This window comes from Rhizobium sp. BIGb0125 (assembly GCF_024810055.1).
GTDB lineage: Bacteria > Pseudomonadota > Alphaproteobacteria > Rhizobiales > Rhizobiaceae > Agrobacterium.
In genome coordinates this window covers 517,498-540,105 of record NZ_JANUDV010000002.1, presented here as the reverse complement: position 1 = coordinate 540,105, position 22,608 = coordinate 517,498, and the positions used below count along the sequence as shown (strand labels likewise).

The window sequence follows — 22,608 nt, the reverse complement described above, 5'->3', positions numbered from 1 at the left end:
CCGTGTTTTCAAAACACATCAAGGGCATTCTAACCTATTGAATCTGCATATCGTGCTTCCCCGGGCATCGTGCTCGTCCCCGCTCCGATGCATTAGAGGGGTATCACTGATTCCCGTTTTGGGAAATGCAGAGTTTTTGTCATGCCCCGCTTTGGTTCAGTTCCGCTCGTTGGTTGAAGTGGATGGAGTGTCGATACCCGCGACCTTTTGCACCGATAGCGACAGGGCAGGTGCATCCTTGAAACGCTTGCTCATGTCACGAATGATGCGAGTTGCTTCGGTCGAAAGCGAACGGGGACGCACGAATACCGGCATGTTTTCTGTCGTACTGGCTACATTGGCAGACCCCGCCGCCGGTTCCGGACGCGAGCCCGACGGAAGCGGGTTCTGAATGCCGGGGATCGGGCGAAGCTCCATGCCCTGATGGGCATAATCCATCAGGCGCTTGAATGTCATCGCAGGCAAGGCACCGCCGGTCATGTTGTTCATCGGAGAGAAATCGTCATTACCAAACCATACGGCGGTGGTGTAGTTGCCGGTAAAGCCGACATACCAGGCGTCGCGGTAGGACTGCGATGTGCCGGTCTTGCCGCCGCTGACAATGCCGTTGTCCAGTGCGCCACGGCGGGCGGTACCATTGACCGGGATAGTCACCAGCATGCGGTTCATTTTGGAGTTGGCTTCTTCGCTCAAGACGCGGCGGGCAGGTTGTTCGTCGCGTTCGAAATCGTAGAGCACATTGCCTTCGTAATCGAGCACCTGTTCAATGCCATGGCGACGCGATTGCATGCCGTCTGCCGGGAAAACCGCGTAACCGGTGGCTTGGTCAAGAACGGTCACTTCCGATGTGCCAAGCGGAATGGTCTTGTCTTCGCGCAACGGGGTCATCACACCCATGGCCTTTGCCGTATCGACAATGACCTTGGTGCCGAGCACGTCCTTGGCGAGGCGCACCGGCACGGTGTTGTAGGACTTGGCCAGAGCGGTTTCCAGCGTCACCTTGCCGGCGTAAGAGCGGCCATAATTCTGTGGCGACCAGCCGCGCCAGGTGACAGGAGCATCGGAAATCAACGTCTCCGGCTTGTAACCCTTTTCCATGGTGGCGGCATAGGTGTAGACCTTGAAGGACGAGCCGGGCTGGCGAAGCGCATTGGTGGCGCGGTTGAACTGGCTTTCGCCATAGTCACGACCACCGACCATGGCACGCACGGCGCCACCGTTTTCGATCATGACCATTGCACCCTGTTTGACACGGTAGCCTTCGCCATATTCGCGAAGACTGGATTCCATCGACTGCTCGGCGACGCTTTGCAAGCCGGTATCAACCGTGGTGCGTACCACGACAGTGTGATCCTTGAATTTGCCGGAGGCCGAAAGTTTCTGCACCTCGTCGAAGGCCCAGTCGAGGAAGTAGTCGGGGGTCTTGACCTCGGCACGGTCGATTACCGTTGCCGGGTTGCGGCGTGCTCCGATAACCTGACCTTCGGTCATCAGGCCGCCCTGAACAAGGTTGGACAGAACCTGGTTGGCGCGAGCGCGTGCGGCAGGCAGGTTGGCATGCGGGGCGTATTTCGCCGGTGCCTTGAACAGGCCGGCCAGCATGGCGGATTCCGCCAGTGTGACATCGCTCAGGTTCTTCCCGAAGTAGAACTGCGAGGCCGCTGCCGCACCAAAGGTGCCGCCGCCCATATAGGCGCGGTCAAGATAGAGGCTGAGGATTTCTTTTTTCGACATGTTGGCTTCAAGCCAAAGGGCGAGGAAAGCTTCCTTGACCTTGCGTTCCAGCGACCGCTCATTGGTCAAAAACAGGTTCTTGGCCAACTGCTGGGTCAGCGTCGAACCGCCTTGGACGACGCCGCCTGCGCGGGCGTTTTCGCTCATGGCACGGGCAAGACCTATAAAGTCGATACCGAAATGTTCAAAGAAGCGACGGTCTTCCGTTGCCAGAACCGCCTTGATGAAATGGTCGGGCAGTTCATCAATTGGCACTGAGTCTTCATGGATAATGCCACGATGGCCAATTGTATTGCCGTAACGGTCCAAAAAGGTAACGGCGAAGTCGCCACGATATCGCCAGTCTTTTTTGGTTTCTTCAAAGGCAGGCATGGCAAGCGTCAGCAACAGCACGGAACCGGCGGCTCCAAGCGTCAGCGCATTGCCTGTGAGGTTGATAAGATGTTTTTTCCAACCCTCGACATGGAATTTCCGCGAAAAGATCGTTACTTCTTCCCAGAGGTCAACGAGGCGGAACCCTGCCGTCCACAAGCTGGAATCGATCCATGAATCGATTCGCAAGAGAATGTGGCGCTTGCGTTTGAGCGGTTTATTTGTGTTCTTGTCTTCCTGCACGTCGCGACCATGTCCTGTTCGGGTCTGAAAGGAATGCTTGACGCATTGAGCTTGCGCGGGTCATTCCTCGGCATCGGCCCCTGTAGATAAGAAATACCGCATATCTCGATGCTTGACGAGGTGGCAAAATCCGGCGATGGCGCGCGATGATGAAATGGAATGATGAATAATGAGTGACCTTCCGTTCTGGAAAACGAAATCGCTGGAGGAAATGACGACACAGGAGTGGGAAAGCCTCTGTGACGGCTGCGGCCTGTGCTGTCTTAACAAGCTGGAAGACTGGGACACCGGCGACGTGGTATTCACCTCCGTGCGATGTCAGTTGCTGGATGGCCATTCCTGCCAGTGCAGCGATTACCCCAATCGTCGCGCAACGGTGCCAGAATGCATCCAGCTGACCCCGGAACTGGTAGATGAAATCGGTTGGCTGCCTCCGACCTGCGGTTACCGGCTGGTGCGTGACGGAGACGACCTCTACTGGTGGCATCCGCTGGTGTCTGGAGACAAGGAAACTGTTCACATTGCCGGTATTTCGGCACGTGACCGCACCGTGAGCGAACTTGACGTCGACGTGGATGATTTCGAGGATCATGTGGTCGACTGGCCGCTTCGGGTGGGAGAAAACGCGCCTGAGCGCCCCTGACACCAAAAACAAGGGCAAGGGGATCAGTGAAACCGTCATTGATCTCTACCGTGCGCACGCCGCGGAGTTCGATCAGTCGCGCGGCAAAGACATGCGGGAAGCGCCGTGGTTTGATCGCTTCCTGTCTCTCATGCCGGCCTCATCGCATACTCTTGATATCGGCTGTGGTTCGGGCGAACCTATAGCGCGCTATTGCATCGAGCGCGGTTGCGCTCTGACCGGTATTGATGCGTCCGAAGAATTGATTGCGTTGTGCCGCTCGCGTTTTCCAGAGCACTGCTGGCACGTAGAAGATATGCGTCAGCTTGATATAGACAAGCAATTTGATGGCCTGATTGCTTGGCACAGCTTTTTCCACCTGACGCCGGATGACCAGCGCTTTATGTTTCCGCGTTTTGCCAGCCACGCAAAATCCGGCGCCGCACTGATCTTTACCTCGGGGCCGACCGCTGGCGAGGTGATGGGTGCGTGGCAGGGCAGGCCGCTTTATCACGCCAGCCTTTCTGCAGAAGAGTATCGCCAGCTACTACATGACAACGGATTTCGAGTGCTGCATCACAGGGTGGAAGATCCGCAATGCGGTGGCGCAACCGTGTGGCTGGCACAGAAAAACTGATACGCACCATCCTCTCACAACACCCTTCGACCACTCAGCACGGCAAGCGCATCCATTAAGCGGCTATTTTTATTGAGATTTACGCGAGTGCTGGCAGTGTTTTGCCACGCTTCAATAAAAAACAACACCGTCCCTTGACCTTACCATGATGGGAAGCCCTACATAGGGTTCAGCGAAAGACGGTTGCGCTGACAAGCGCCGTTTTGATTATGAGATCCATCTGACATCCGGGGGATTTCAAAAAGGGGTTCCCATGAACGAGACCATTAAACACATCCACACCGCTGAGCCGGTTTCTGTTCCCGTTGAAGGTATGACATGCGCTTCCTGCGTGCGCCGGGTGGAAACAGCCGCCGCGAAGGTGCCGGGCGTTGCAGCCAGCTCCGTCAACTTTGCAACCAAGAAACTGACCGTTGAACCTGGCGACGGTTTTTCGGCGAAGGCACTGGCCGCTGCCGTGAAAAAAATGGGCTATGAGGTAACCCCGAACCATCTTGAGCTGAATTTCGAAGGATTGAACAATCCTCAGGAAGCCGAACGTCTTAAATCAGTGCTGGAAGCGGTTGCAACCGTGGTCAATGTTCACGTCGATGCCGAACAGGGCGCTGCCCATATCGAGACGATTGGCGGGCGTCACGAGCGCGACACTCTGTTGCAAACGGCCAATGCGGCCGGTTTCAAAACGAAGGTGGTATCGGGTACGGCACATCATGCCCATGCGGGCCACGCACATGCTGGCCATACCAGCGATACGTCGGGTGATCACCCCTCCCATGGTGGCCATGACCACATGCACCATGTTGGCAGCGAGGCGTCCTTAAAGCGTGACCTGTTGATTGGTGGCGCGCTGACTTTGCCGCTGTTTATTCTCGAAATGACTGGCCATATCTACGAGCCATTCCATCACTGGCTGATGGGCGTTGTTGAAACACAGACACTCTATTACATCTATTTTGCGCTGGCGACAGTGGTCATCTTTGGCCCCGGCTGGCGTTTCCTGAAGGCGGGCATTCCGGCATTGTTGCATGGCGCGCCGGAGATGAACTCGCTGGTGTCGTTGGGTGTCCTGGCTGCCTACGCCTATTCGGTGTTTGTGACCTTTGCGCCTGATCTGCTGCCCTACGAGGCGCAGTTCGTTTATTACGAGGCGGCCACCGTTATCGTGGTGCTCATTCTGACGGGGCGCTTGCTGGAGGCACGTGCCAGCGGCAAAACCGGCGATGCCATTCGTAAACTTGCCAGCCTGCAAGCCAAAACCGCACGTGTTGAACGTGAAGGTCAGGAAATCGAGATTTCTCCTGATGACGTGGTGCTGGGTGATGTCATCATCATTCGCCCCGGCGAGCGTATTGCCGTTGATGGTGAGGTGGTTGAGGGCACTTCCTTCGTGGACGAATCGATGATTTCGGGCGAACCGGTGCCGGTTGAAAAAACAGTCGGCGCAGCGGTGATCGGCGGCACGATCAACAAGACAGGCGGTTTCAAGTTCAAGGCGACCAAGGTTGGCGGCGATACCATGCTGGCGCAAATCATCCGCATGGTTGAAGAGGCCCAGGGTTCCAAACTGCCAATCCAGTTGCTGGTCGACCGGGTCACGGCCTTGTTCGTGCCAGTGATCATCGCCATTGCCATCATCACCTTCTTTGTCTGGCTGACCTTTGGTCCGTCACCGGCCTACACCTACGCTCTGGTCAATGCCGTGGCGGTGCTGATCATTGCTTGCCCATGCGCCATGGGCCTGGCAACCCCGACATCCATCATGGTTGGAACCGGCAGGGCAGCTGAGCTTGGTGTGCTGTTCCGCAAGGGGGATGCCCTGCAAGCCTTGCGTTCTGCCGAAATCGTCGTTGTCGACAAGACCGGTACCGTTACCAAGGGAAGCCCGGAACTGACCGATCTTGTCGTCGCGGAAGGGTTTGCCGATAACGAGGTGCTGGCTTTGGTTGCCGCCGTTGAAGTGCGCTCCGAGCATCCGATTGCCGAGGCCATCGTGAAGGCTGCCAAAGACCGGAATTTGGGTGTCGTAGAAGCTGCCCAGAATTTTGAGAGCGTAACGGGTTACGGCATTGCGGCGACGGTTTCCGGCCGCAAGGTTGAGGTCGGTGCTGATCGCTTCATGAAAAAGCTTGGACTTTCCGTTGACGTCTTTACGGAGGTTGCCAACCGTCTGGGCGACGAGGGCAAGAGCCCGCTTTACGCGGCAGTCGATGGCCAATTGGCTGCGATCATTGCTGTTGCCGATCCGCTGAAGCCGACCAGTGTCACTGCCATCAGGGCGTTGCAGGATATGGGCGTTGAGGTTGTCATGGTGACCGGCGACAATGAGCGCACCGCCAAAGCGATTGCCCGCCAGGTTGGCATCACCCGCGTTGTGGCGGAAGTGTTGCCAGAGGGCAAGGTCAAGGCCATCCATGATCTGCGTCAGGGCGGCAAGACGCTTGCCTTTGTTGGTGATGGCATCAATGACGCTCCAGCCCTTGCCGAAGCCGATATCGGCCTTGCCATTGGTACCGGTACAGACGTTGCAATCGAAAGTGCCGATGTGGTGTTGGTGGGTGGCGACCTGACCGGCGTGGTCAATGCAATTGAAATGAGCCGCGCGACCATTCGCAACATCAAGGAAAACCTGTTCTGGGCCTTTGGGTACAACGTTGCGCTGGTGCCGGTGGCGGCAGGCGTGCTTTACCCGTCCTTTGGCATTCTATTGTCACCAATGCTCGGCGCGGGCGCCATGGCGCTCTCCAGTGTCTTCGTGGTGGCCAATGCGCTGCGACTGAAAACCGTCAGGGTTTCGCACCATGACATGTCTCAACAGGGAACCCATGCCGCATGAATATCGGACAAGCTTCATTAGCCTCCGGCGTCTCTGCCAAGATGATCCGTTATTATGAGCAGATCGGCCTCATCCATCCGGCGGAGCGAACTGGCAACAATTACCGGGTATATGGCGAGCAGGATATTCACAACCTGCGTTTCATCAAGCGGTCGAGAACGCTCGGCTTCTCACTGGAGGAGACCGAAACGCTGCTAAAACTCTGGCAGGACAAAAGCCGCGAAAGCAGTGCGGTGAAGGAAATTGCGCTCTCGCATATCGCCGATCTTGAACACAAGATCGCAGAAATGAAAAGCATGGTGACGACCCTGTCACACCTTGCCCATTGCTGCGGTGGCGACCACAGGCCCGATTGCCCGATCCTCGATGATCTCGCGGGGTTTGACATGCTGCCATCCAACCCATCTCACCGTCATAAAAACTGAAACAGCATGAAAGGAAATATCATGAGCGATACGGTAACATTTAATGTGCCGGACATGACCTGCGGCCACTGTGAAAAGACCGTGCGTGGCGCGCTGGCAGATGCGCTGCCGGATGCAGTGGTCAGCGTCGATCTTTCGACACACAGCGTGTCTGTCACAGGAAATGCGCAGGCCGCAGAAGAGGCTATTCGCGAGGCTGGCTACAGCCCTGAAAAGGCAGCGTGACAGCCGCCAGTATCTTTCACGTCGCCATCAATGGCCTGTTGAAGACCAGACATTGATGGTGATGACGCCAGCCATGATGAGCGCAATACCGATAATCGCCGGCAGATCCAGCTTCTGGCCCATTAAAACCCAACCGATAATGGAGATCAGCACAATGCCGGTGCCGGACCAGATGGCATAAGCCACGCCGACAGGGATGGTTTTCAGCGTGATCGACAAGAAATAAAACGCGGCACCATAGCCGACCACCACAATGAGTGACGGTACCAATTGGCTAAAGCCATGCGACGCCTTTAGGGCAGCCGTGGCGATGACTTCCGAGACAATGGCAATGCCAAGTGCGAGATATGCGTTCATGCACACGCATCAAGCAGAAAAGCGAAATCTCGTCACGTGAATTTTCGATGATTTCAGGTCCATAAACGAGCCAACGACGGTAATGTGGCCCGATCAGGTGTCATTCTGGTATGCCGAGGAATTTGAAGGCAGGGCTTTCCTTGAATTCACCGCTGGTTTCGCCAGAATAGGTATGGTCCTGATCCGGTCCCAGATCGAGCTTCAGGACTTTGCCGGTGTTTTCCGCAAAATCCAGTTTCTTCAAATCGACCCAAAAAGTATTTGGAGTCAGTGCCGATTCGAAGAAATAAAGCTTGCGTTTGTGATCCGTCACCACCCGCCAACGGGTGGAGGAAATATTGGGTTCTTCCGGCGTGTTGATGCCAAATGGCACCGATGCATTGCGGATCACGCTAAATACGCTGGCCAGTGCCCGGTTGGAATCTTCTTCCTTCGGAATGGCGTTCACGTAAAACGAGGCGCGGGCAAAACGGTCCGCCGCACGGTTGGTGCCTGGCAGCATCGTGGTGCCACCAATGCTCTTCCAATAGGCGTTGAGTGCCAGCTGTTGCTCGAATTGAGGAGAATTCGTCATGACCTGGTAATCACGGTTGTGATGAATGACCTGCTTGCCCTTGATATATTCGACAATGGCGCTGTCGCCGCTAGCATCGGATATCGAAAGGTGAAGCGTGGTCAGCCGGTTTTCGCCCGGCACGTTGTCAGTCACAACGGTGAAGGGTTCTTTTTCCAGCGCTTCGACAGCTTCTGCAACGGTGGCAAAGTTATCCAGCACATATTGCGCCCAGGCGGCGATTGTCAGCCCCGGCTTGTTTTTGTCGAGCACCGGGTATTCCGATTCCACCAGCCACAGCAGGTTGGCATTCAGACCCATTTCATTGATGCCATCGGTCGTGGAGACATCGTAGCCCGTGGCGACCACGCTGCCATATTTGGCTTTCCATTTTATGGAGTTGGGGCCGGTTTCACCTGTTCGTTCTATACCCCGCGGCAATACCCAAAGATTGGTCGCAACGTCATTTTTCCAGTCCATGGAACGGGCGGTGATGATGTTGTCGTTTGGACCGAGATAGACAACGCGGGTGCAGGCTTCGGCAGTGGTCTGAAGTGTGAAAACGCTGGCGAAGGCAAGGGCGACCAATGATTTTGAAACGTTAAGGCGTCTGGCTTTCATGGGAGATTTCCTCTGCTTGGAGCCTGGTATCAGGACGTTCAAAAGCGCATGGAAAAACCGACGACAGGCCCATGCTGCGTCACGTTCCAGCGGAACTTGTTGGCACCGGTAAAATCGTCGCTTTCATAGTCCTGATGCAGCACGCGATATCCGGCCCGCAGGATCGTCGGTTTACCAAACAATGTGGTGCGATAACCGAGATAGGATTGTGCGTTGATGGTGAATTTCGATCCGACATCAAACCCGCCAACATCCACCGAGCTAAACAGGTTCCAGCGATCGGTAAGGTCGGCATTGACGCGCAGACCGATGAAGGGATCAACCCAGTCGGCACTTTTTTGGGCGCTCAGACCCAGAAAATGCACAGTACCTTCCAGCTTGGTCCAGCGAATGCCAGCGGTCGGTTCAATCGAAATGGTGCGTGGGCGGTTGAAAACAGTCTGCCCACCCAGTTCAGCCTCATAGGCCTTGAAAAAGGCACCGGCACTCAAGGAAGTGGTCTTGATACCAAGATCGAGTTCGTTGGCCAGCAACTGCTCGTCCTGGCTGGTACGCACATGTTGCGCGTCGAAATAGACGCCCCAAGAGCCATTGGTGATCTCGACATTACCCATAACGACGAAGTCGAGATGTTTGAGAACATCCGAGAAAGGCACATCGACATCAGTGTCGAAGCCGGCCAGTGAACCGTCACCGTTCAGGCTGGCGGCCCAAGCATAGGGGCTGACTATCACGGCCCATCCGCGTTCAGGGGCCATGCGCTCTGCGTTGAAATCAGCGCCGAAAGCTGGAAAAGCAAGGGCTGATAGAGCCGCGACCGATATCAACGAACGAATGGAATGATACAAACTAGCGCCCCCGCCATTTACGCATCTGGCGAGGATAATAATCAGAAGTTATTGTCGCGCAATCTAATTCAATGCAGGGTGGCTGAAATTTAGAAGACTACGGTTTAAGTGCCCATACGGTTGCATGTTGTACAGAACCAGCAGGCGCGTGTAGCAATGCGGAACTGACAGGGGCAAAGCCGTCGATCCGTTTTGTACCGACCCAGCGTCCTCTGTCGGCGAACACTTCAATCGAGCCGAAATCGAGGAAAATACGAAAGCGGGACGGTCTCGCATCCCGCGCCAGATAATGCGGGGATGGAGCACCATTTTTATCCTCGTGACGGATCCACAGCCCAGTGTCATCGCACACAACGCCGAGGCGCAAAGTGGGGTGTTCAAGTTCCAGATCGAAGTGACTACCTGCTTCCGATGTTTCGAAAAGCAGTTCGATGGCGCCGCTGAGAAAAGTCACGCGTTCACCGGCTGCCAGGCGGGTGCGGTCGAGAATATGGCTGCGCAGGCTTTCTGCCGCACCAATCGGTGGGGTCAACAAGGCATCACCGGCAAGATGCAGTCGCCTTGGCAATGTCATGGCGGTGGGGAAATCGATTTCCGGGCTTGCATCACACCAGTTGGCCAACCAGCCGATACCAACGGCGATATCGCCATCCAGAAATGCCTGAAACGCATAGTTATCGGTGCCAAAATCCAGTTCCTGACCGAAGGACTTGATGAAGGTTTTTCCGTCGAACCAGCCGACATCGGCCATGGTCAGGTTCTTTCGACCGGTCTGCGCATCCTCGCTGTGCATCAGGCCGTAAATCAGCACCCAGCGCGTGGCACGCCCGGTCACCGGCCCATCCAGTGGCAACAGGCATGGACACTCGATGGCCGTTGTCTTGTAGCGGGTCTCGATCAGCAATTTACCGACATAGGTCCAGTCGGAAGCAGCGGTCGGATCCTGTGTTTCATAAAGCAGGATAACGCCGCCCTGATCGCTCTGGCTACCAAGCAGCATTTTCCAGATACCATCCGGTCCCCTGAACACATATGGGTCTCGAAAGTCGGGCGTCAGACCTTCGTTGGCGGGGCGAGTGGCGAGAATAACGTCGGCCTGTCCGGCCATGATCAGATCATGTGAGGTGGCGGTCAGCTGAATCTGCTGTTCAGGCTCGCGCCCCAGCTCCTGCTCGGTGAAAAACACACGAATGCCCGGTCCTTCGGCAAGCGGAATGGTGGTGCCGGAAAAGGCCCCGCCACGCTTGTCGGGTTTCGCGGCCAGCTCCTCGGATGGGAACAGGAAGATCGGCAGATGCCGCCAGCGCAGGTAATCGGATGAAACCGCGTGGCCCCAATGCATGGTATTCCAGTGAAGCCCGTGTGAATAATGCTGATAAAACAGGTGCGGTCGCCCTTCAAAACGACCAAAACCGTTGGGGTCGTTCATCCAGCCGAACGGTGGGCGGAAATGATAGCTGCCTGATATGTCAGGTGCAGCGTTGTCGGGCTTGGTGTGAACCACGGTAATGCCGGTTTCCAGTACGTCGGAGGCAGTAAACCAGTAGATAACCGAAACGGCCGTTAGCGCCGTGTCATAGTTCAGTTCCACATGGCCGCCGCCGAAAATCTGGTAGATACGAAATGAATATTCGTCGGTATTGGAACTGGAAACTTCGGCAAATTTCCCATTGGCATTGGAAAAGGCAACGGCACCTGCCTCATCTTCTTTTTTGGCCTTCAGCCATATGTGGAATGTCGTGTTAACAGGAAGGTCGAGGTGGATGGTGCGAATGGCGCTCTCTGCTTCGATGGGCAAGGATGTGTCGTTCATTCGGCGTCCTTTCTCGTCTGTGTCTAACCTTTGACAACGAAACTAAGGCGCAAAAGTTCAGCAAGAAAAAGGCCACGTGGTTTCAGCGCCGCAACCACGACGCTATGTTTGCGGCACATAATAGATGTTTCATTAACTTAGAAGTTGAACTTATCGTGGAGATACAAGGGTTTACATTTGTTTAGATAGTCATGGACTATAAAGGTGCCGAAATTTCACTTTTATCCGGTAGAACAAATGTCTGTCATTACTAATAAAACCTCTGAAGTGCATGCCGAGTTACGTGCGCTTAATCAGGTTTTTGCTACGGTTCGGTACTCACCGGATGGCAGGATCAAGGCTGCAAATCACAGGTTTTTGCGCATTACCGGATATGAACTACCTGACCTGATTGGCCAGCAGGAAACCATGTTCCTGTCCAAAAGTTACCAGCGCACAGAACAGAACGCGATCTGGGAAGATCTGCGCGCTGGCAAGTTCGTTGAAAAGCGTTCGCTCTGCATCACAAATGGCGGGCATGAAATCTGGCTACATTCGCGTTATGTGCCCCTGCAGAACGACGGTGGCCATATCACTGAAATCGTGCAGATCGTTGAGGATGTGACTGAGCAGCAGACCCGCGAAGCGGACGAGCGCAGCCAGATCATCGCCATTAACAAGACGCAAGCCGTTGCCCATTTCTCGCTGAACGGCGTTATTCTCAGTGCCAATGAAATCTTCCTCAATGCCATGGGTTATGAGGAACAGGAGATACTTGGCCAGCACCACTCAATTTTCATCCAAGAGGAAGAACGAGAAAGTACAGAATACAAAGCCTTCTGGAAGGAACTGTCCAGCGGCGCACACCGCGTGGGGGAATGCCGCCGGATCAACAAGGATGGCAAGGAAGTCTGGCTGCAGGCGGTTTACAGCCCGGTACTAGACCCTGCTGGACGTCCGACAAAGGTGGTTAAATACGCCACGGACATTACCCAGCAAAAGCTGCGTCAAGCCGATTACAGCTGGCAGATTACCGCCATCCACAAGTCGAACCTTGTCATAACCTTTGACATGTACGGCACCATTCTGGATGCCAATGACCTATTTTTGGAAGCCACCGGTTATACGGAGAACGAAATTTGCGGACGTCACCACCGCGTCTTCGTTGAGCCATCTTATGCGCATAGCGGCGAATATGCCGCCTTTTGGCAGGACCTTCGCAAGGGGCACCATCGCTCAGGCCAGTACCGCCGTATCGGCAAAGACGGCAAGGAGGTCTGGTTGCAGGCGACCTACAATCCGATTTTCGACACCAATGGCCAGCCGGTCAAGGTGGTGAAATACGCCTCTGTGGTCACTGATGAACGTTTGTTGCAGGCCGATAATCAGGGCCAGATTGCTGCGATTCACAACGCGCAATGTGTGATTTCCTTTGAGCTCGACGGCACGATCATTGATGCCAACGAAAACTTCCTCGATGCCACCGGTTACCGTTATTCCGACGTACGCGGCATGCACCACAGCATGTTTGTCGAAGAAGAGTATGCCAAAACCGAGGACTACCAGACATTCTGGAAAAAGCTGTCAGAGGGCAATCATTGTGCGGGCGAATATCGCCGCATATGCAAGGATGGTCGCGAGATCTGGCTGCAGGCAACCTACAATCCTATTCTCGACATGAACGGTAAGCCGTTTAAAATCGTCAAATATGCGACCGATGTCACCGCTGACAAAATGATGCATGCCGATCATGTCGGCCAGATCAATGCCATCCACCGGTCGCAGGGCGTCATCGTGTTTAACCTCGATGGTACGGTTGCCGAGGCCAATCAAAACTTCCTGTCGATGTTTGGTTATGAGGCCAATGAACTGGACGGCAAACATCACGCGACGCTTGTTGAAAAAGAATTTGCTGCCAGCCGAGAATATGTTGAGTTCTGGGATCTGCTGCGCACAGGTGCTTATCATTCGGGCATGTATAAGCGTCTAGGCAAGGACGGTCGTGAAATCTGGATTCAGGCCTCCTATAACCCCGTTCTCGATCTCGACGGAAAGCCGGTCAAGGTCATCAAATACGCCACCGATGTCAGCTCGAATGTTGCTCTGGCCGAAGCCTTCGAAGATGCTCGCCGTCAGGCCAACCATGATGCGGCAACGTCGCTGCCCAACCGCGCCAAGCTTTCGAGCTTCATGAATGCCTGCCTTGGTGGCCCAGAGGCCAGCATGGTGGTGTTTTACATCGACCTCGACCGCTTCAAGCCGGTCAACGACACCTATGGCCACCATGTCGGCGACCGGGTGTTGGGTGAGGTGGCAGACCGTATGCGCCGCGCGCTGAAAGACGACCAGCTTGTTGCCCGTATCGGAGGCGACGAATTTGTTATTGCCGCACCTGGTATGACGATGGATGAGATCGAGCCATTCTGCAAAAATCTCTACAAGTCTGTCACTCAGCCGATCCGTCACGATGGTGGTGAGGTGAGCATTGGCATGTCAATCGGTATTGCTATGGCGCCAACCGATGCGACGACACCGGATGAGTTGTTGCGGATGGCCGACACGGCGCTGTACCGCTCCAAGGAAAATGGTCGCGGGCATTACAGCTTCTTCGCATCCGACATGAATGAGAAGATCAGCACACAGCGTCAGCTGGCCGAAGACATGCGTCACAGCCTGACGGCGGGCGACTTCTATCTCGAATACCAGCCACGATTTGATACGCGCCAGAGAACGATCCGCAGCGTTGAAGCACTTGTTCGCTGGGCACACCCGGAACATGGCCGCATCAACCCGATGGACTTCATTTCCATTGCCGAACAGAACGGTCTGATCGTTCCGCTGGGTGAATGGATATTGCGCACCGCCTGCAATGCTGCTGCACAATGGGACAGCATCGGCGTTTCCGTCAACGTATCGCCCATTCAGTTCCGAGATGCCGGGCTGGTAGACAAGGTCAAATCCTGCCTGCTGGAAAGCGGTTTGCCTGGCCATCTGCTGGAACTTGAAATCACCGAAGGTGTGCTGCTGGAGGATGCCGAGCGCGCCAATGAAGTTCTGCGGGATTTGAAGGCGCTGGGCATAAAGCTCGCAATGGACGATTTCGGAACCGGATATTCCTCACTGAGCTACCTGCGCAACTTTCCATTTGATGTGATCAAGATCGACCGCAGCTTTATCTCGGACATCGATTCAAGCGACAGCGCACGCTCGATCATTCAGGCCATCCTCGGTCTCGGCAAGGCGCTTGGCCTGTCCGTCACCGCCGAAGGTGTTGAAACCAACGAGCAGCTTGTCATGCTGACTGCGGATCAGTGCAATGAGGTTCAGGGCTTCCTGATGGCGCGACCTTTGACGACAAATCAGGTCAGTGAACTGCTCAACGAAATCCCGCAACTGAAAAACAAACCGTCCCTGGACGTTCTTCCAAAGGCGTCCTGATAAATCCTTTGCCGGCCTTCATCCCGGCGATGGAACAAAATTTTCCCTTTGCTGTTCTTCATGCGTGAAATCTCATCATGTGTGGAGAACAGATATGAATTGGCTGTCGATAAGTCTTGCGGCAATCACCCTCACAGCCACTTCACTTCCCGCTTTGTCTCAATCCATAAAAGCTGTCAGTCCACCGGCCCAGAAAAACCAAGCTGTGACTGCCGCTTCGGGTGAGGTCCATTACATCACCGATGTTGCAGGCAAGCGTGTTCGTCTTGTCGGTCCGCGTTTTTACACGGATCCAGCAAATGCCATGCAGTTTCCCGGCAGGGAAAACCCGACGCTGGAACGAAATGATCTGGCTGACGCAGCAGCGCAATAAACGACAGGCGGTATGTGGGGGCACATCATGAAAAAGACACAGGCGACAGGGCCGGCGAAAGCCGGGCTTTTGAAACGTGATGATCAGGAAAGCGGCAAGGCGACATTCCCTGAATTGTTCTTTGATCTGGTGTTTGTATTTGCACTTATTCAGTTATCGCACACGCTAGCCGAAGATTTCGGCACGACCGCCCTCATTGAGGCGGCAATTCTTATCTTTGCTTTATGGTGGCTGTGGATCAACACCACCTGGCTGACCAACCTGCTGAACACCGAAAAGGAAGTGGTCAGGCTGCTGCTGTTTGCCATGATGTTTGGCGGAATTCTGCTGGCTATTGCCATCCCGGAAGCCTTTGGCGAACAGGGCATGGTATTTGCAGCCATCTACAGCGCCATTCAGATTGGCAGGACATGCTTTGCGCTCTATGTGTTCAAAGGCGTTGATGACGAGAATTATCGCATCTTTGCGCGTATTGCGGTGTGGCTGGTGTTTTCAAGCCTGTTCTGGTTTGCCGGGGGACTAGCCGAACTACACCTGCGCATCGTGCTGTGGACGCTTGCCATTGTGGTAGAATATGCAGGACCGCTAGTAAAATATTACGTACCGGGTCTGCAAACCGGTGGTGAGGAAAAGCTCGGGCTGTCGGGCGAACATCTGGCTGAACGCTGCGCCCTTTTCGTCATCATCTGCCTCGGCGAAACCATCCTGACGACCGGGCGCACCGCATCGGAGCATATGAATTCCAGTCTGACATTCGTGGTATTCTTCTGCGCCTTTTCCAGCACGGTGCTGATGTGGTGGATCTATTTTGATTATGCGCAGCAGCGGGTGTCCGAAAAGGTGGATGGCGCTGCCGAACCGGAAAAGATCGCTCAAAGCCTGTTTAATTACGGTCATTTGCCGATCGTCGCTGGCATCATCTTAACCGCGGTGGGTGAAGATTTCAGCCTGTCGCATAGCTATGACGCAGCGACGCTGCGTCAGACACTGGCCATCATCGGTGGGCCGGTCCTGTTTCTGGCCGGAGCGATCGGTGTGAAAATAGCCTCGGCCCATATGCGGCCAGTGTCGCATTTTGTCGGCATTGCGATTTTGGTCGGGTTGCTCTTCCTGCCGGGCCTGCCGCTTTATCTGTTGCAGATTACCAGTGCCGCCGTGCTGTTGATGGTCGCCATATGGGAGTATCTGGTTGTTCGCAGGCGTGCAGTCACTGTTTCCGCTGCGTGACGCTCTGTGGGTGAAATCCTCTCGCATCTTTGCCTGACAAGCCCCATATAGAGGCAAACGCAGGGAGTGAAACCTTGACCCAATTTGATAATTCATATGCCCGTTTGCCGGAACGGTTTACCGCAGCGGTCATGCCAACGCAGGTGAAAGCGCCGCAGCTTATTGCTTTCAACAAGCCACTAGCTGAGGAGCTGGGGCTTGATCTGGCCGATGCCGATGATGCCCGCCTGGCGCAGATTTTTTCCGGCAACACCATTCTACAAGGCTCCGAGCCTCTGGCCATGGCCTATGCTGGTCACCAGTTCGGCGGCTTCGTGCCGCAGCTTGGGGATGGTCGTGCAATCCTGTTGGGTGAGGTGGTCGACACCTCAGGCAAACGCCGCGACATCCAGCTGAAAGGGTCGGGTCGTACGCCGTTCTCTCGGCGAGGGGACGGGCGCGCGGCGCTTGGGCCGGTGTTGCGCGAGTATATCGTATCAGAGGCCATGTATGCGCTTGGCATTCCCGCCACACGCGCACTTGCCGCTGTGACGACAGGCGAGCGAGTACAGCGTGAAACCGGCCTGCCGGGCGGTGTCTTTACCCGCGTTGCCGCAAGTCATATCCGCGTTGGCACATTCCAATTTTTTGCCGCCAGAGAAGACAATGAGGCCATCAAGGCCTTGGCCGATCACGTCATTGATCGCCACTATCCGGACGCCAGACAGGCCGAAAACCCATATCTTGCCATGCTGCAGGGCATTGCCGCACGCCAACTCGAACTGATTGCACGCTGGCTGATGGTCGGTTTCATTCACGGCGTGATGAACACTGACAATATGGCAGTGTCAGGTGAAACCATCGATTTCGGCCCCTGTGCCTTTCTCGATGAGTACCAGCCGATGAAGGTGTTTTCTTCCATCGATGCGCAGGGGCGTTACGCCTACAACAACCAGCCGGGCATCGCCCAGTGGAACATTGCCCGGCTGGCGGAGTGCCTGTTGCCGCTGTTGGATGAGAATGTCGAGAAAGCGGCCGAGATGGCCAATGGCGTGCTGGCAGATTTTGCCCAAACCTTTCCACAACGCTGGCTAAGCGGTTTCCGCCAGAAGCTCGGCTTAAGCAATGAAGAGGACGATGACGAAGCGCTGGTGCAGGATCTGCTGGAGCAGATGAAGCTGGGTGAGGTTGATTTCACACTCGCCTTTCGTCGGCTGTCCGATGCCGCCGAGGGTAACGTCGAGCCTTTCCGCAGCATGTTTATTGATCTGCATTCGATTGATACGTGGCTTGCACGATGGAAAGAACGGGCAGGGCGCGAAGTCACGTCACCGCAAGAACGGCTGGTCAATATGCGCGCCACCAACCCGGCAATCATTCCGCGCAACCATCGCATCGAGGAACTGATTGCGGCGGCGGTTGAAGATGGTGACTTTGAACCCTTCCACGACATGTTGAAGGCAATTGCCAAGCCGTTTGAAGAACTGCCGGAATTTTCCGTCTACATGCAGCCGCCAATGGGCCATGAGCGAGTGTTCAGGACATTCTGCGGGACTTAAGCCCAGGGACAGCAGGCTGGGGGCGAGACGTGATCGCCCCCGATTGTGGAGCTTTAGCCGACCTTCGCCAAACCGTCATGCGGCGCATAATAATGGCCGAAGCGATTGTTGAGGAATTTGGGCAGAGCAACTTCTTCCTGCTTCACGAAACCCTTTTGTGGCAGGGTGCCATCGGCCAGAAGGTCGAGCACCGTGCAGATGCCAGCGGCTGTGGTGACCTGGATCGCGCTCATCATGCGGCCGGATACGGCGCCAGCGTAGACCTTGTTGGCATAGGTTTCCTGAAGGAAACGGCCACCGCGTGTGCCACACACAGTCACAAATACAATCACCACGTCCTGCATGGTGGCGGGCAGGGCATTTTCAAACAGGTCCTTCAGCACTTCGCGGCGGTTGCGCAGGTTCAGGTCGTTTAGCAGCGCCTTCATGATCGACACATGGCCGGGATAACGGATGGTGCGGTAGTTCATGGTGCGCACCTTGCCTTCCAGCGTCGCCGCCAGTGTGCCAAGGCCACCCGAGGTATTGAACGCCTCATAGGTCACGCCATCCAGTGAAAACTCTTCGCGCTCTTCCAAAGCAGGAACGGCGGTGAGACGTCCTTCGACAATCGCTTCACACTGTTCGATATATTCGTTGATCAGGCCGTCGGTGCTCCAGGTCAGGTTATAGTTGAGCGCATTGGACGGATATTGCGGAAGGGCACCAACCCGCATGCGCACGCTGTCCAGCTTGTCGAAGCGCGACGCTAGATCGGCAGCCACGATGGAGATGAAACCGGGTGCCAGTCCGCACTGCGGGATGAGCGCGGTGTTGGCGGTTTCCGCCAGTGCCTTGACCCGGCGGGTGGATTCAACGTCTTCGGTCAGATCGAGATAATGTGTGCCGACTGCAACCGCTGCTTCGGCGATGCCTGAGGTAAGGTGAAACGGTGCGGCAGACAGCACCGCGAACTGGCCTTTGAGCAAGGCCTCAAGTTCTGGACGGTTGGTAATATCGACGACTTTGGTTTCAACCAGCTCATGGGCAGGCACATTGGCCAGCTGCTCTGTAGAACGATCCGCAACGGTAATCCGGTAATCACCCGTGGCTGCCAGCATCCATGAAATGGCAGAGCCGATATTTCCAGCGCCAACGACGACAATGTTTTTCATTTTTATTTCCCCACAGGATGATGCAATTTTTTAACAGAATGACGATTTTTCTTGTCGATTCGTAGCTGCATATGTTTCATATAGACGAAATAAATAACGCATAATGCCCATAGGATTGCGCAATATGACGGTGAGCGACAAGGATCGCGCTTTGCTGGCGCTATTGAGTGAAAATGCCCGCATGCCGGTGACGGAACTGGCGCGCAAACTTGGTCTGTCACGCACCACGGTGCAGGCCCGGATCGAGCGTCTCGAAGCGGATGGAGTGATTGCCGGTTACGGCCTTCGGCTGTCGGATGCCTATCGCAGCGGGCTGGTGCGGGCGCATGTGCTGATTACCATCGCGCCCAAATCCCTGTCGGCGGTGACGGCGGCACTCGCCGCGATCAGCGAAGTCACGACACTACACTCTGTCAGCGGCACCTTTGATCTGATTGCTATTCTGGCAGCGCCATCCATTGCCGACCTCGACAGCTTGATTGATCGCATCGGCGCAATCGATGGGGTCGAGCGAACCCTGTCGTCGATTATTCTTTCGACTCGTATTTCGCGCTGAACCGCTCAGTTTTTCTCGGCAGCATTGTCATCATAGGCTTTTTGCGCCGCAAGCACCGCTTCTATATTGCCTTCTGCCCAATGAGTCAGCGCCGCAACGGTTTCATTTAATGTCAGCGCAAGCGGTGTCAGTGAATATTCCACGGTCACCGGGACGGTGGGGAAGACCTCGCGGTTGATGAGGCCGTCACGCTCCAGCTTTTTCAATGTTTGTGACAGAACCTTCTGCGAAATGCCTTTGATGTCGCGTCGCAGATGGTTGAAGCGCACGGTCTTGGAGCGCAGCCGGTCCAGGATCAACAGCGCCCATTTGTCGGCCAGCCTGTCCAGCACCATGCGCGTCGGACAGCGATCCTCGTAGACATCATAGACATGTTCCATCTCAACCCCGCTTTGGCATGGTCATCGGTTTCCTGATGGAAACCATGTGACTTTAAAGTGCTCTCTTTCGCTACCTTCGTGATGAAAGTATGTATCTCAAGCATACATAGTTTCTAACAGATACTAAGAGGTTTTGAAATGGCAGGCAAGGTTCTCGTATTGGGGGCAAATGGAAACGTCGGCAAACCGCTGGTCAAGCTGTTGCTCGAAAAGGGAGAAAGCGTGAAGGTCGCGTCCCGCTCCGGCAACGCTATCGATGGTGCGGAAGGCGTGCGGTTTGATTATGATGATCCAGCAACCTTCGGTCCGGCTTTCGAGGGCGTAGATCGCGCCTACATCATGCTGGCTGGCGGTTACGTCGATGCCAAGGGCAAGTTGTTGCCGGTGATTGAGGCTGCTATCAGCCGCAAGGTTAAAATCGTCTTCCAGAGCGTGCTGGGTGTCGATGCCGATGACAGCATTCCTTACCGGCAGGTGGAACTGGTAATCATCAATTCGGGCGTGCCTCATGTCATCTTGCGGCCCAATTGGTTCTCGGACAATTTCCACACCTACTGGAAGGCAGGCATCGACCACGGTCAGGTCTCGGTTCCCGCCGATGATGGCAAGTCCAGTTTCATCGATGTGCGGGACATTGCCGCCAGTGCGGCCGCAGCACTGACCTCTAGCAATTTTGATGGCAAGGCATTTAACCTGACCGGGCCTAAGGCATTGGGTTACGCGGAAGCGATCGCTCTTATCTCTAAGGCAACCGGCAAACCTGTGACCTATTCGACCTTGAGTGACGAGGCCTTTATCAGCCTTTTGACCGGTGTTGGTGTACCGGAGGATTACGCAACATTCCTCACCTCGATCTTCTACCCGGTCCGTCAGGGTTGGACGTCAGGTGTGACCGGTGATGTTGAAACGCTGACAGGTAAACCTGCACGTTCGCTGGAAACCTACATCGCTGACAATCTCGCGACACTCAAGGCGTAAGCGAAAACTTTAGATAGGGCAGAGCTGTTCTGCCCTATTCCGTCAGACTGCGCCGCTGAATGAAAAACGCCTTTAGCCGCTCCGTCTCTTCCGCGTCCCAGCCTTGTGGCTGCGTCACCTGGATCCAGGCGTCAATATAATGCTCCGGCGCATAGACGTGGCCATAACCCATCGGTGCCGTTGTCGCAGAGGCGACATCAAGTCCCAATTGCAGAAGTGTCACGACAGGGAACCAGCGCAGCGACAGCGACACATCCGGCCCTCGCGGCGTGTCCATCCATGCTGGACGGCGATAAAGCGCCGATGGCTCGAAGAAGGTAATCGGGTCGCTGGCATATTGCAGGTAGACAATGCGCATGGGTCCCCACGGCTTGTCTGGCATTTCCGCCGTGGTGGTCTGGTTGGCAAAGCGGATGACCGACGAATCCCGAAAGCGTGGCAACCATGCCGGCGAACCTGGTTCGCGGCCATTGGTCGCCATGCGCCATGTTGTGCTGGAGAAGGGTGGTCCGCTCCACAGGGCGCCGTCAAACGGATCGGCCAAAACATCATAAAGATCCGAAGACTTCTGGGAGTTCAGCGAACCAAGGCTCAACCCATGCAGATAGAGTTTGGGACGCTGATCTTTCGGCAGCGTGGTCCAGTAACCATAGACCTCCTGAAACAGCGCCCGGCCGGTTTCGATGCCGTAATCCGGCTCGGTCAGCAGCGCCAGCCAGCTGGAGAGATAAGAGTATTGCACGGCGATGCTGGCCGTATCGCCATGGTGCAGATATTCCAGCGTGTCGACTGCCTCAGGGTCGATCCAGCCGGTGCCTGTCGGCACGATGATGGCGAGCATTGAGCGTTCAAAGCCGCCTTGGCGCTTCAATTCCTCCAGCGCCAGTTTTGCTCGTTCCTGCGGTGTCTCGGCTGAGTTCAGGCCGGTGTAAACGCGAATTGGCTCCATCGCCGGTTTGGTGGTGAAAGCTTTGATTTCTGCCTTCGAAGGGCCGGTTGCCACATATTCACGCCCGCGTCGGCCAAGCCCCTCCCAACTGACGAGCGATGCGCTGCTGCCGGTTTTGCTGGCATCGGTCGGCCGTGCAACATCCGGTTCCATCATCGAGTCGAACTGTTTGAGGGACGAGTCCATTGCTCGCAGGCCAATGTCGAAAATGATGCCGTTGACCACCATCCATGACAGCGACACGGCAACTGCGATGCCGACAACATTCGCCACCCGGCGCGGCAGGAAACGGCCACTGCGTTGTGACGTAAACCGCAGGATCAACTGGAAAAGGCGACCGGCTGCAATCAGCACAATGCTGATCGCCGCAGCGATCAGGCCGGTTTTGGTTGGATGTGCGCTGTCAACGGGGTGTAGCTGCATCAATATACGAATGGAGTTCTGCCATTCGGCTGCCTGCCACAGGAAAAAGATCGCGGTGACCAGGCTTGCAAAAGAAATGAGGAACCGTATGCCGCGCGCCTGATGGCGGTTCGGTTCCGGCAATTGCAGATAGGCCCACACCCAGTGCAGGAAGACACCGATCATGTAACCGGTGCTGAAGGCAAATCCACACAGTGCGCCCTGCATGACATAGGTCCGTGGCAGCAGGCTTGGCGTCAGCGACACGCAGAAAAACAGCGTGCCAATCAGAATGCCGGTGATTGAAAGAGAACGGAGACTATTCCTAAGGAATTGAAAATTCATGAGGGT

At 55.4% G+C, this 22,608-nt stretch carries 19 protein-coding genes; 11 read left to right on the top strand and 8 right to left on the bottom strand.

Annotation, left to right across the window (positions count from 1 at the left end; translation table 11 throughout):
• Nucleotides 1–156 precede the first annotated feature (156 nt).
• The gene (locus M2418_RS06590) at nucleotides 157–2,349 is read right to left on the bottom strand and encodes a transglycosylase domain-containing protein (protein ID WP_259145553.1); all 2,193 of its coding nucleotides are present in this window, start codon (nucleotides 2,347–2,349) and stop codon (nucleotides 157–159) included.
• Between the two features lie 169 nt (nucleotides 2,350–2,518).
• Between M2418_RS06590 and M2418_RS06585 the strand changes: the two genes are divergently transcribed.
• The 5 genes from M2418_RS06585 to M2418_RS06565 all read left to right on the top strand — a co-directional run bounded on the left by M2418_RS06585 (nucleotide 2,519) and on the right by M2418_RS06565 (nucleotide 7,091).
• Nucleotides 2,519–2,992: a YcgN family cysteine cluster protein gene (locus tag M2418_RS06585; RefSeq protein ID WP_192487311.1), complete on the top strand. Its 474-nt coding sequence runs from the start codon at nucleotides 2,519–2,521 to the stop codon at nucleotides 2,990–2,992.
• Entirely contained in the window at nucleotides 2,940–3,608 is a 669-nt protein-coding gene (locus M2418_RS06580; protein ID WP_259145552.1) for a class I SAM-dependent methyltransferase, read from the top strand. Before M2418_RS06585 ends, M2418_RS06580 begins: the two co-directional genes overlap by 53 nt.
• A 253-nt stretch (nucleotides 3,609–3,861) precedes the next feature.
• A complete protein-coding gene (locus tag M2418_RS06575; RefSeq protein ID WP_259145550.1) occupies nucleotides 3,862–6,441 on the top strand; it encodes a heavy metal translocating P-type ATPase in 2,580 nt (859 codons plus the stop codon).
• Nucleotides 6,438–6,866, top strand: coding sequence for a Cu(I)-responsive transcriptional regulator (gene cueR, locus M2418_RS06570; RefSeq protein WP_259145549.1), 429 nt, complete (start codon nucleotides 6,438–6,440; stop codon nucleotides 6,864–6,866). Before M2418_RS06575 ends, cueR begins: the two co-directional genes overlap by 4 nt.
• Before the next feature lie 21 nt (nucleotides 6,867–6,887).
• Nucleotides 6,888–7,091, top strand: coding sequence for a heavy-metal-associated domain-containing protein (locus M2418_RS06565; protein WP_259145547.1), 204 nt, complete (start codon nucleotides 6,888–6,890; stop codon nucleotides 7,089–7,091).
• Between the two features lie 27 nt (nucleotides 7,092–7,118).
• Here M2418_RS06565 and M2418_RS06560 read toward each other — a convergent pair whose 3' ends face one another.
• The 4 genes from M2418_RS06560 to M2418_RS06545 all read right to left on the bottom strand — a co-directional run bounded on the left by M2418_RS06560 (nucleotide 7,119) and on the right by M2418_RS06545 (nucleotide 11,283).
• Entirely contained in the window at nucleotides 7,119–7,448 is a 330-nt protein-coding gene (locus tag M2418_RS06560) for a multidrug efflux SMR transporter (RefSeq protein ID WP_192487316.1), read from the bottom strand.
• 100 nt (nucleotides 7,449–7,548) lie between these two features.
• A complete protein-coding gene (locus tag M2418_RS06555) occupies nucleotides 7,549–8,622 on the bottom strand; it encodes a linear amide C-N hydrolase (protein WP_259145545.1) in 1,074 nt (357 codons plus the stop codon).
• Between the two features lie 38 nt (nucleotides 8,623–8,660).
• The gene (locus M2418_RS06550) at nucleotides 8,661–9,380 is read right to left on the bottom strand and encodes a hypothetical protein (protein ID WP_259145544.1); all 720 of its coding nucleotides are present in this window, start codon (nucleotides 9,378–9,380) and stop codon (nucleotides 8,661–8,663) included.
• Nucleotides 9,381–9,567: 187 nt separating this feature from the next.
• Entirely contained in the window at nucleotides 9,568–11,283 is a 1,716-nt protein-coding gene (locus M2418_RS06545) for a glycoside hydrolase family 32 protein (RefSeq protein ID WP_259145543.1), read from the bottom strand.
• 237 nt (nucleotides 11,284–11,520) lie between these two features.
• Between M2418_RS06545 and M2418_RS06540 the strand changes: the two genes are divergently transcribed.
• The 4 genes from M2418_RS06540 to M2418_RS06525 all read left to right on the top strand — a co-directional run bounded on the left by M2418_RS06540 (nucleotide 11,521) and on the right by M2418_RS06525 (nucleotide 17,838).
• A complete protein-coding gene (locus M2418_RS06540) occupies nucleotides 11,521–14,700 on the top strand; it encodes a bifunctional diguanylate cyclase/phosphodiesterase (protein WP_259145541.1) in 3,180 nt (1,059 codons plus the stop codon).
• 94 nt (nucleotides 14,701–14,794) lie between these two features.
• Nucleotides 14,795–15,073: a hypothetical protein gene (locus tag M2418_RS06535; protein ID WP_259145539.1), complete on the top strand. Its 279-nt coding sequence runs from the start codon at nucleotides 14,795–14,797 to the stop codon at nucleotides 15,071–15,073.
• Nucleotides 15,074–15,100: 27 nt separating this feature from the next.
• On the top strand, nucleotides 15,101–16,300 hold the full coding sequence (locus M2418_RS06530; RefSeq protein ID WP_259145537.1) for a low temperature requirement protein A: 1,200 nt from the start codon (nucleotides 15,101–15,103) through the stop codon (nucleotides 16,298–16,300).
• Between the two features lie 74 nt (nucleotides 16,301–16,374).
• Complete coding sequence (locus tag M2418_RS06525) at nucleotides 16,375–17,838, top strand: protein adenylyltransferase SelO (protein WP_405049382.1); 1,464 nt, start codon at nucleotides 16,375–16,377, stop codon at nucleotides 17,836–17,838.
• 53 nt (nucleotides 17,839–17,891) lie between these two features.
• On the opposite strand, the gene M2418_RS06520 is transcribed toward M2418_RS06525, so the two are convergent.
• Complete coding sequence (locus M2418_RS06520) at nucleotides 17,892–18,998, bottom strand: saccharopine dehydrogenase family protein (RefSeq protein ID WP_259145911.1); 1,107 nt, start codon at nucleotides 18,996–18,998, stop codon at nucleotides 17,892–17,894.
• Between the two features lie 118 nt (nucleotides 18,999–19,116).
• On the opposite strand from M2418_RS06520, the gene M2418_RS06515 reads away from it, so the two are divergent.
• Nucleotides 19,117–19,548 (top strand): Lrp/AsnC family transcriptional regulator, encoded by a 432-nt coding sequence (locus M2418_RS06515; protein ID WP_259145536.1) that lies wholly within the window; start codon nucleotides 19,117–19,119, stop codon nucleotides 19,546–19,548.
• 5 nt (nucleotides 19,549–19,553) lie between these two features.
• Here the strand turns inward: M2418_RS06515 and M2418_RS06510 are convergent, their stop codons facing one another.
• Nucleotides 19,554–19,928 carry a helix-turn-helix domain-containing protein gene (locus M2418_RS06510; RefSeq protein ID WP_259145535.1) on the bottom strand — a complete coding sequence of 125 codons (375 nt, stop codon included), beginning with the start codon at nucleotides 19,926–19,928 and terminating at the stop codon, nucleotides 19,554–19,556.
• Nucleotides 19,929–20,066: 138 nt separating this feature from the next.
• On the opposite strand from M2418_RS06510, the gene M2418_RS06505 reads away from it, so the two are divergent.
• Nucleotides 20,067–20,906, top strand: a complete 840-nt coding sequence (locus M2418_RS06505) for an SDR family oxidoreductase (RefSeq protein ID WP_259145533.1) — start codon at nucleotides 20,067–20,069, stop codon at nucleotides 20,904–20,906.
• A gap of 34 nt (nucleotides 20,907–20,940) precedes the next feature.
• On the opposite strand, the gene M2418_RS06500 is transcribed toward M2418_RS06505, so the two are convergent.
• On the bottom strand, nucleotides 20,941–22,602 hold the full coding sequence (locus M2418_RS06500; RefSeq protein ID WP_259145532.1) for an alpha/beta-hydrolase family protein: 1,662 nt from the start codon (nucleotides 22,600–22,602) through the stop codon (nucleotides 20,941–20,943).
• Between the last annotated feature and the right edge of the window lie 6 nt (nucleotides 22,603–22,608).

Bases quoted from the DNA above. Each gene is read 5' to 3' on its own strand.
- M2418_RS06545 (WP_259145543.1), bottom strand. From the start codon at position 11,283: ATGAACGACACATCCTTGCCCATCGAAGCAGAGAGCGCCATTCGCACC.
- M2418_RS06500 (WP_259145532.1), bottom strand. From the start codon at position 22,602: ATGAATTTTCAATTCCTTAGGAATAGTCTCCGTTCTCTTTCAATCACC.
- M2418_RS06555 (WP_259145545.1), bottom strand. From the start codon at position 8,622: ATGAAAGCCAGACGCCTTAACGTTTCAAAATCATTGGTCGCCCTTGCC.
- cueR (WP_259145549.1), top strand. From the start codon at position 6,438: ATGAATATCGGACAAGCTTCATTAGCCTCCGGCGTCTCTGCCAAGATG.
- M2418_RS06505 (WP_259145533.1), top strand. From the start codon at position 20,067: ATGGCAGGCAAGGTTCTCGTATTGGGGGCAAATGGAAACGTCGGCAAA.
- M2418_RS06530 (WP_259145537.1), top strand. From the start codon at position 15,101: ATGAAAAAGACACAGGCGACAGGGCCGGCGAAAGCCGGGCTTTTGAAA.
- M2418_RS06565 (WP_259145547.1), top strand. From the start codon at position 6,888: ATGAGCGATACGGTAACATTTAATGTGCCGGACATGACCTGCGGCCAC.
- M2418_RS06550 (WP_259145544.1), bottom strand. From the start codon at position 9,380: ATGGCCCCTGAACGCGGATGGGCCGTGATAGTCAGCCCCTATGCTTGG.
- M2418_RS06510 (WP_259145535.1), bottom strand. From the start codon at position 19,928: ATGGAACATGTCTATGATGTCTACGAGGATCGCTGTCCGACGCGCATG.
- M2418_RS06585 (WP_192487311.1), top strand. From the start codon at position 2,519: ATGAGTGACCTTCCGTTCTGGAAAACGAAATCGCTGGAGGAAATGACG.
- M2418_RS06560 (WP_192487316.1), bottom strand. From the start codon at position 7,448: ATGAACGCATATCTCGCACTTGGCATTGCCATTGTCTCGGAAGTCATC.
- M2418_RS06540 (WP_259145541.1), top strand. From the start codon at position 11,521: ATGTCTGTCATTACTAATAAAACCTCTGAAGTGCATGCCGAGTTACGT.
- M2418_RS06535 (WP_259145539.1), top strand. From the start codon at position 14,795: ATGAATTGGCTGTCGATAAGTCTTGCGGCAATCACCCTCACAGCCACT.
- M2418_RS06575 (WP_259145550.1), top strand. From the start codon at position 3,862: ATGAACGAGACCATTAAACACATCCACACCGCTGAGCCGGTTTCTGTT.
- M2418_RS06580 (WP_259145552.1), top strand. From the start codon at position 2,940: ATGTGGTCGACTGGCCGCTTCGGGTGGGAGAAAACGCGCCTGAGCGCC.
- M2418_RS06515 (WP_259145536.1), top strand. From the start codon at position 19,117: ATGACGGTGAGCGACAAGGATCGCGCTTTGCTGGCGCTATTGAGTGAA.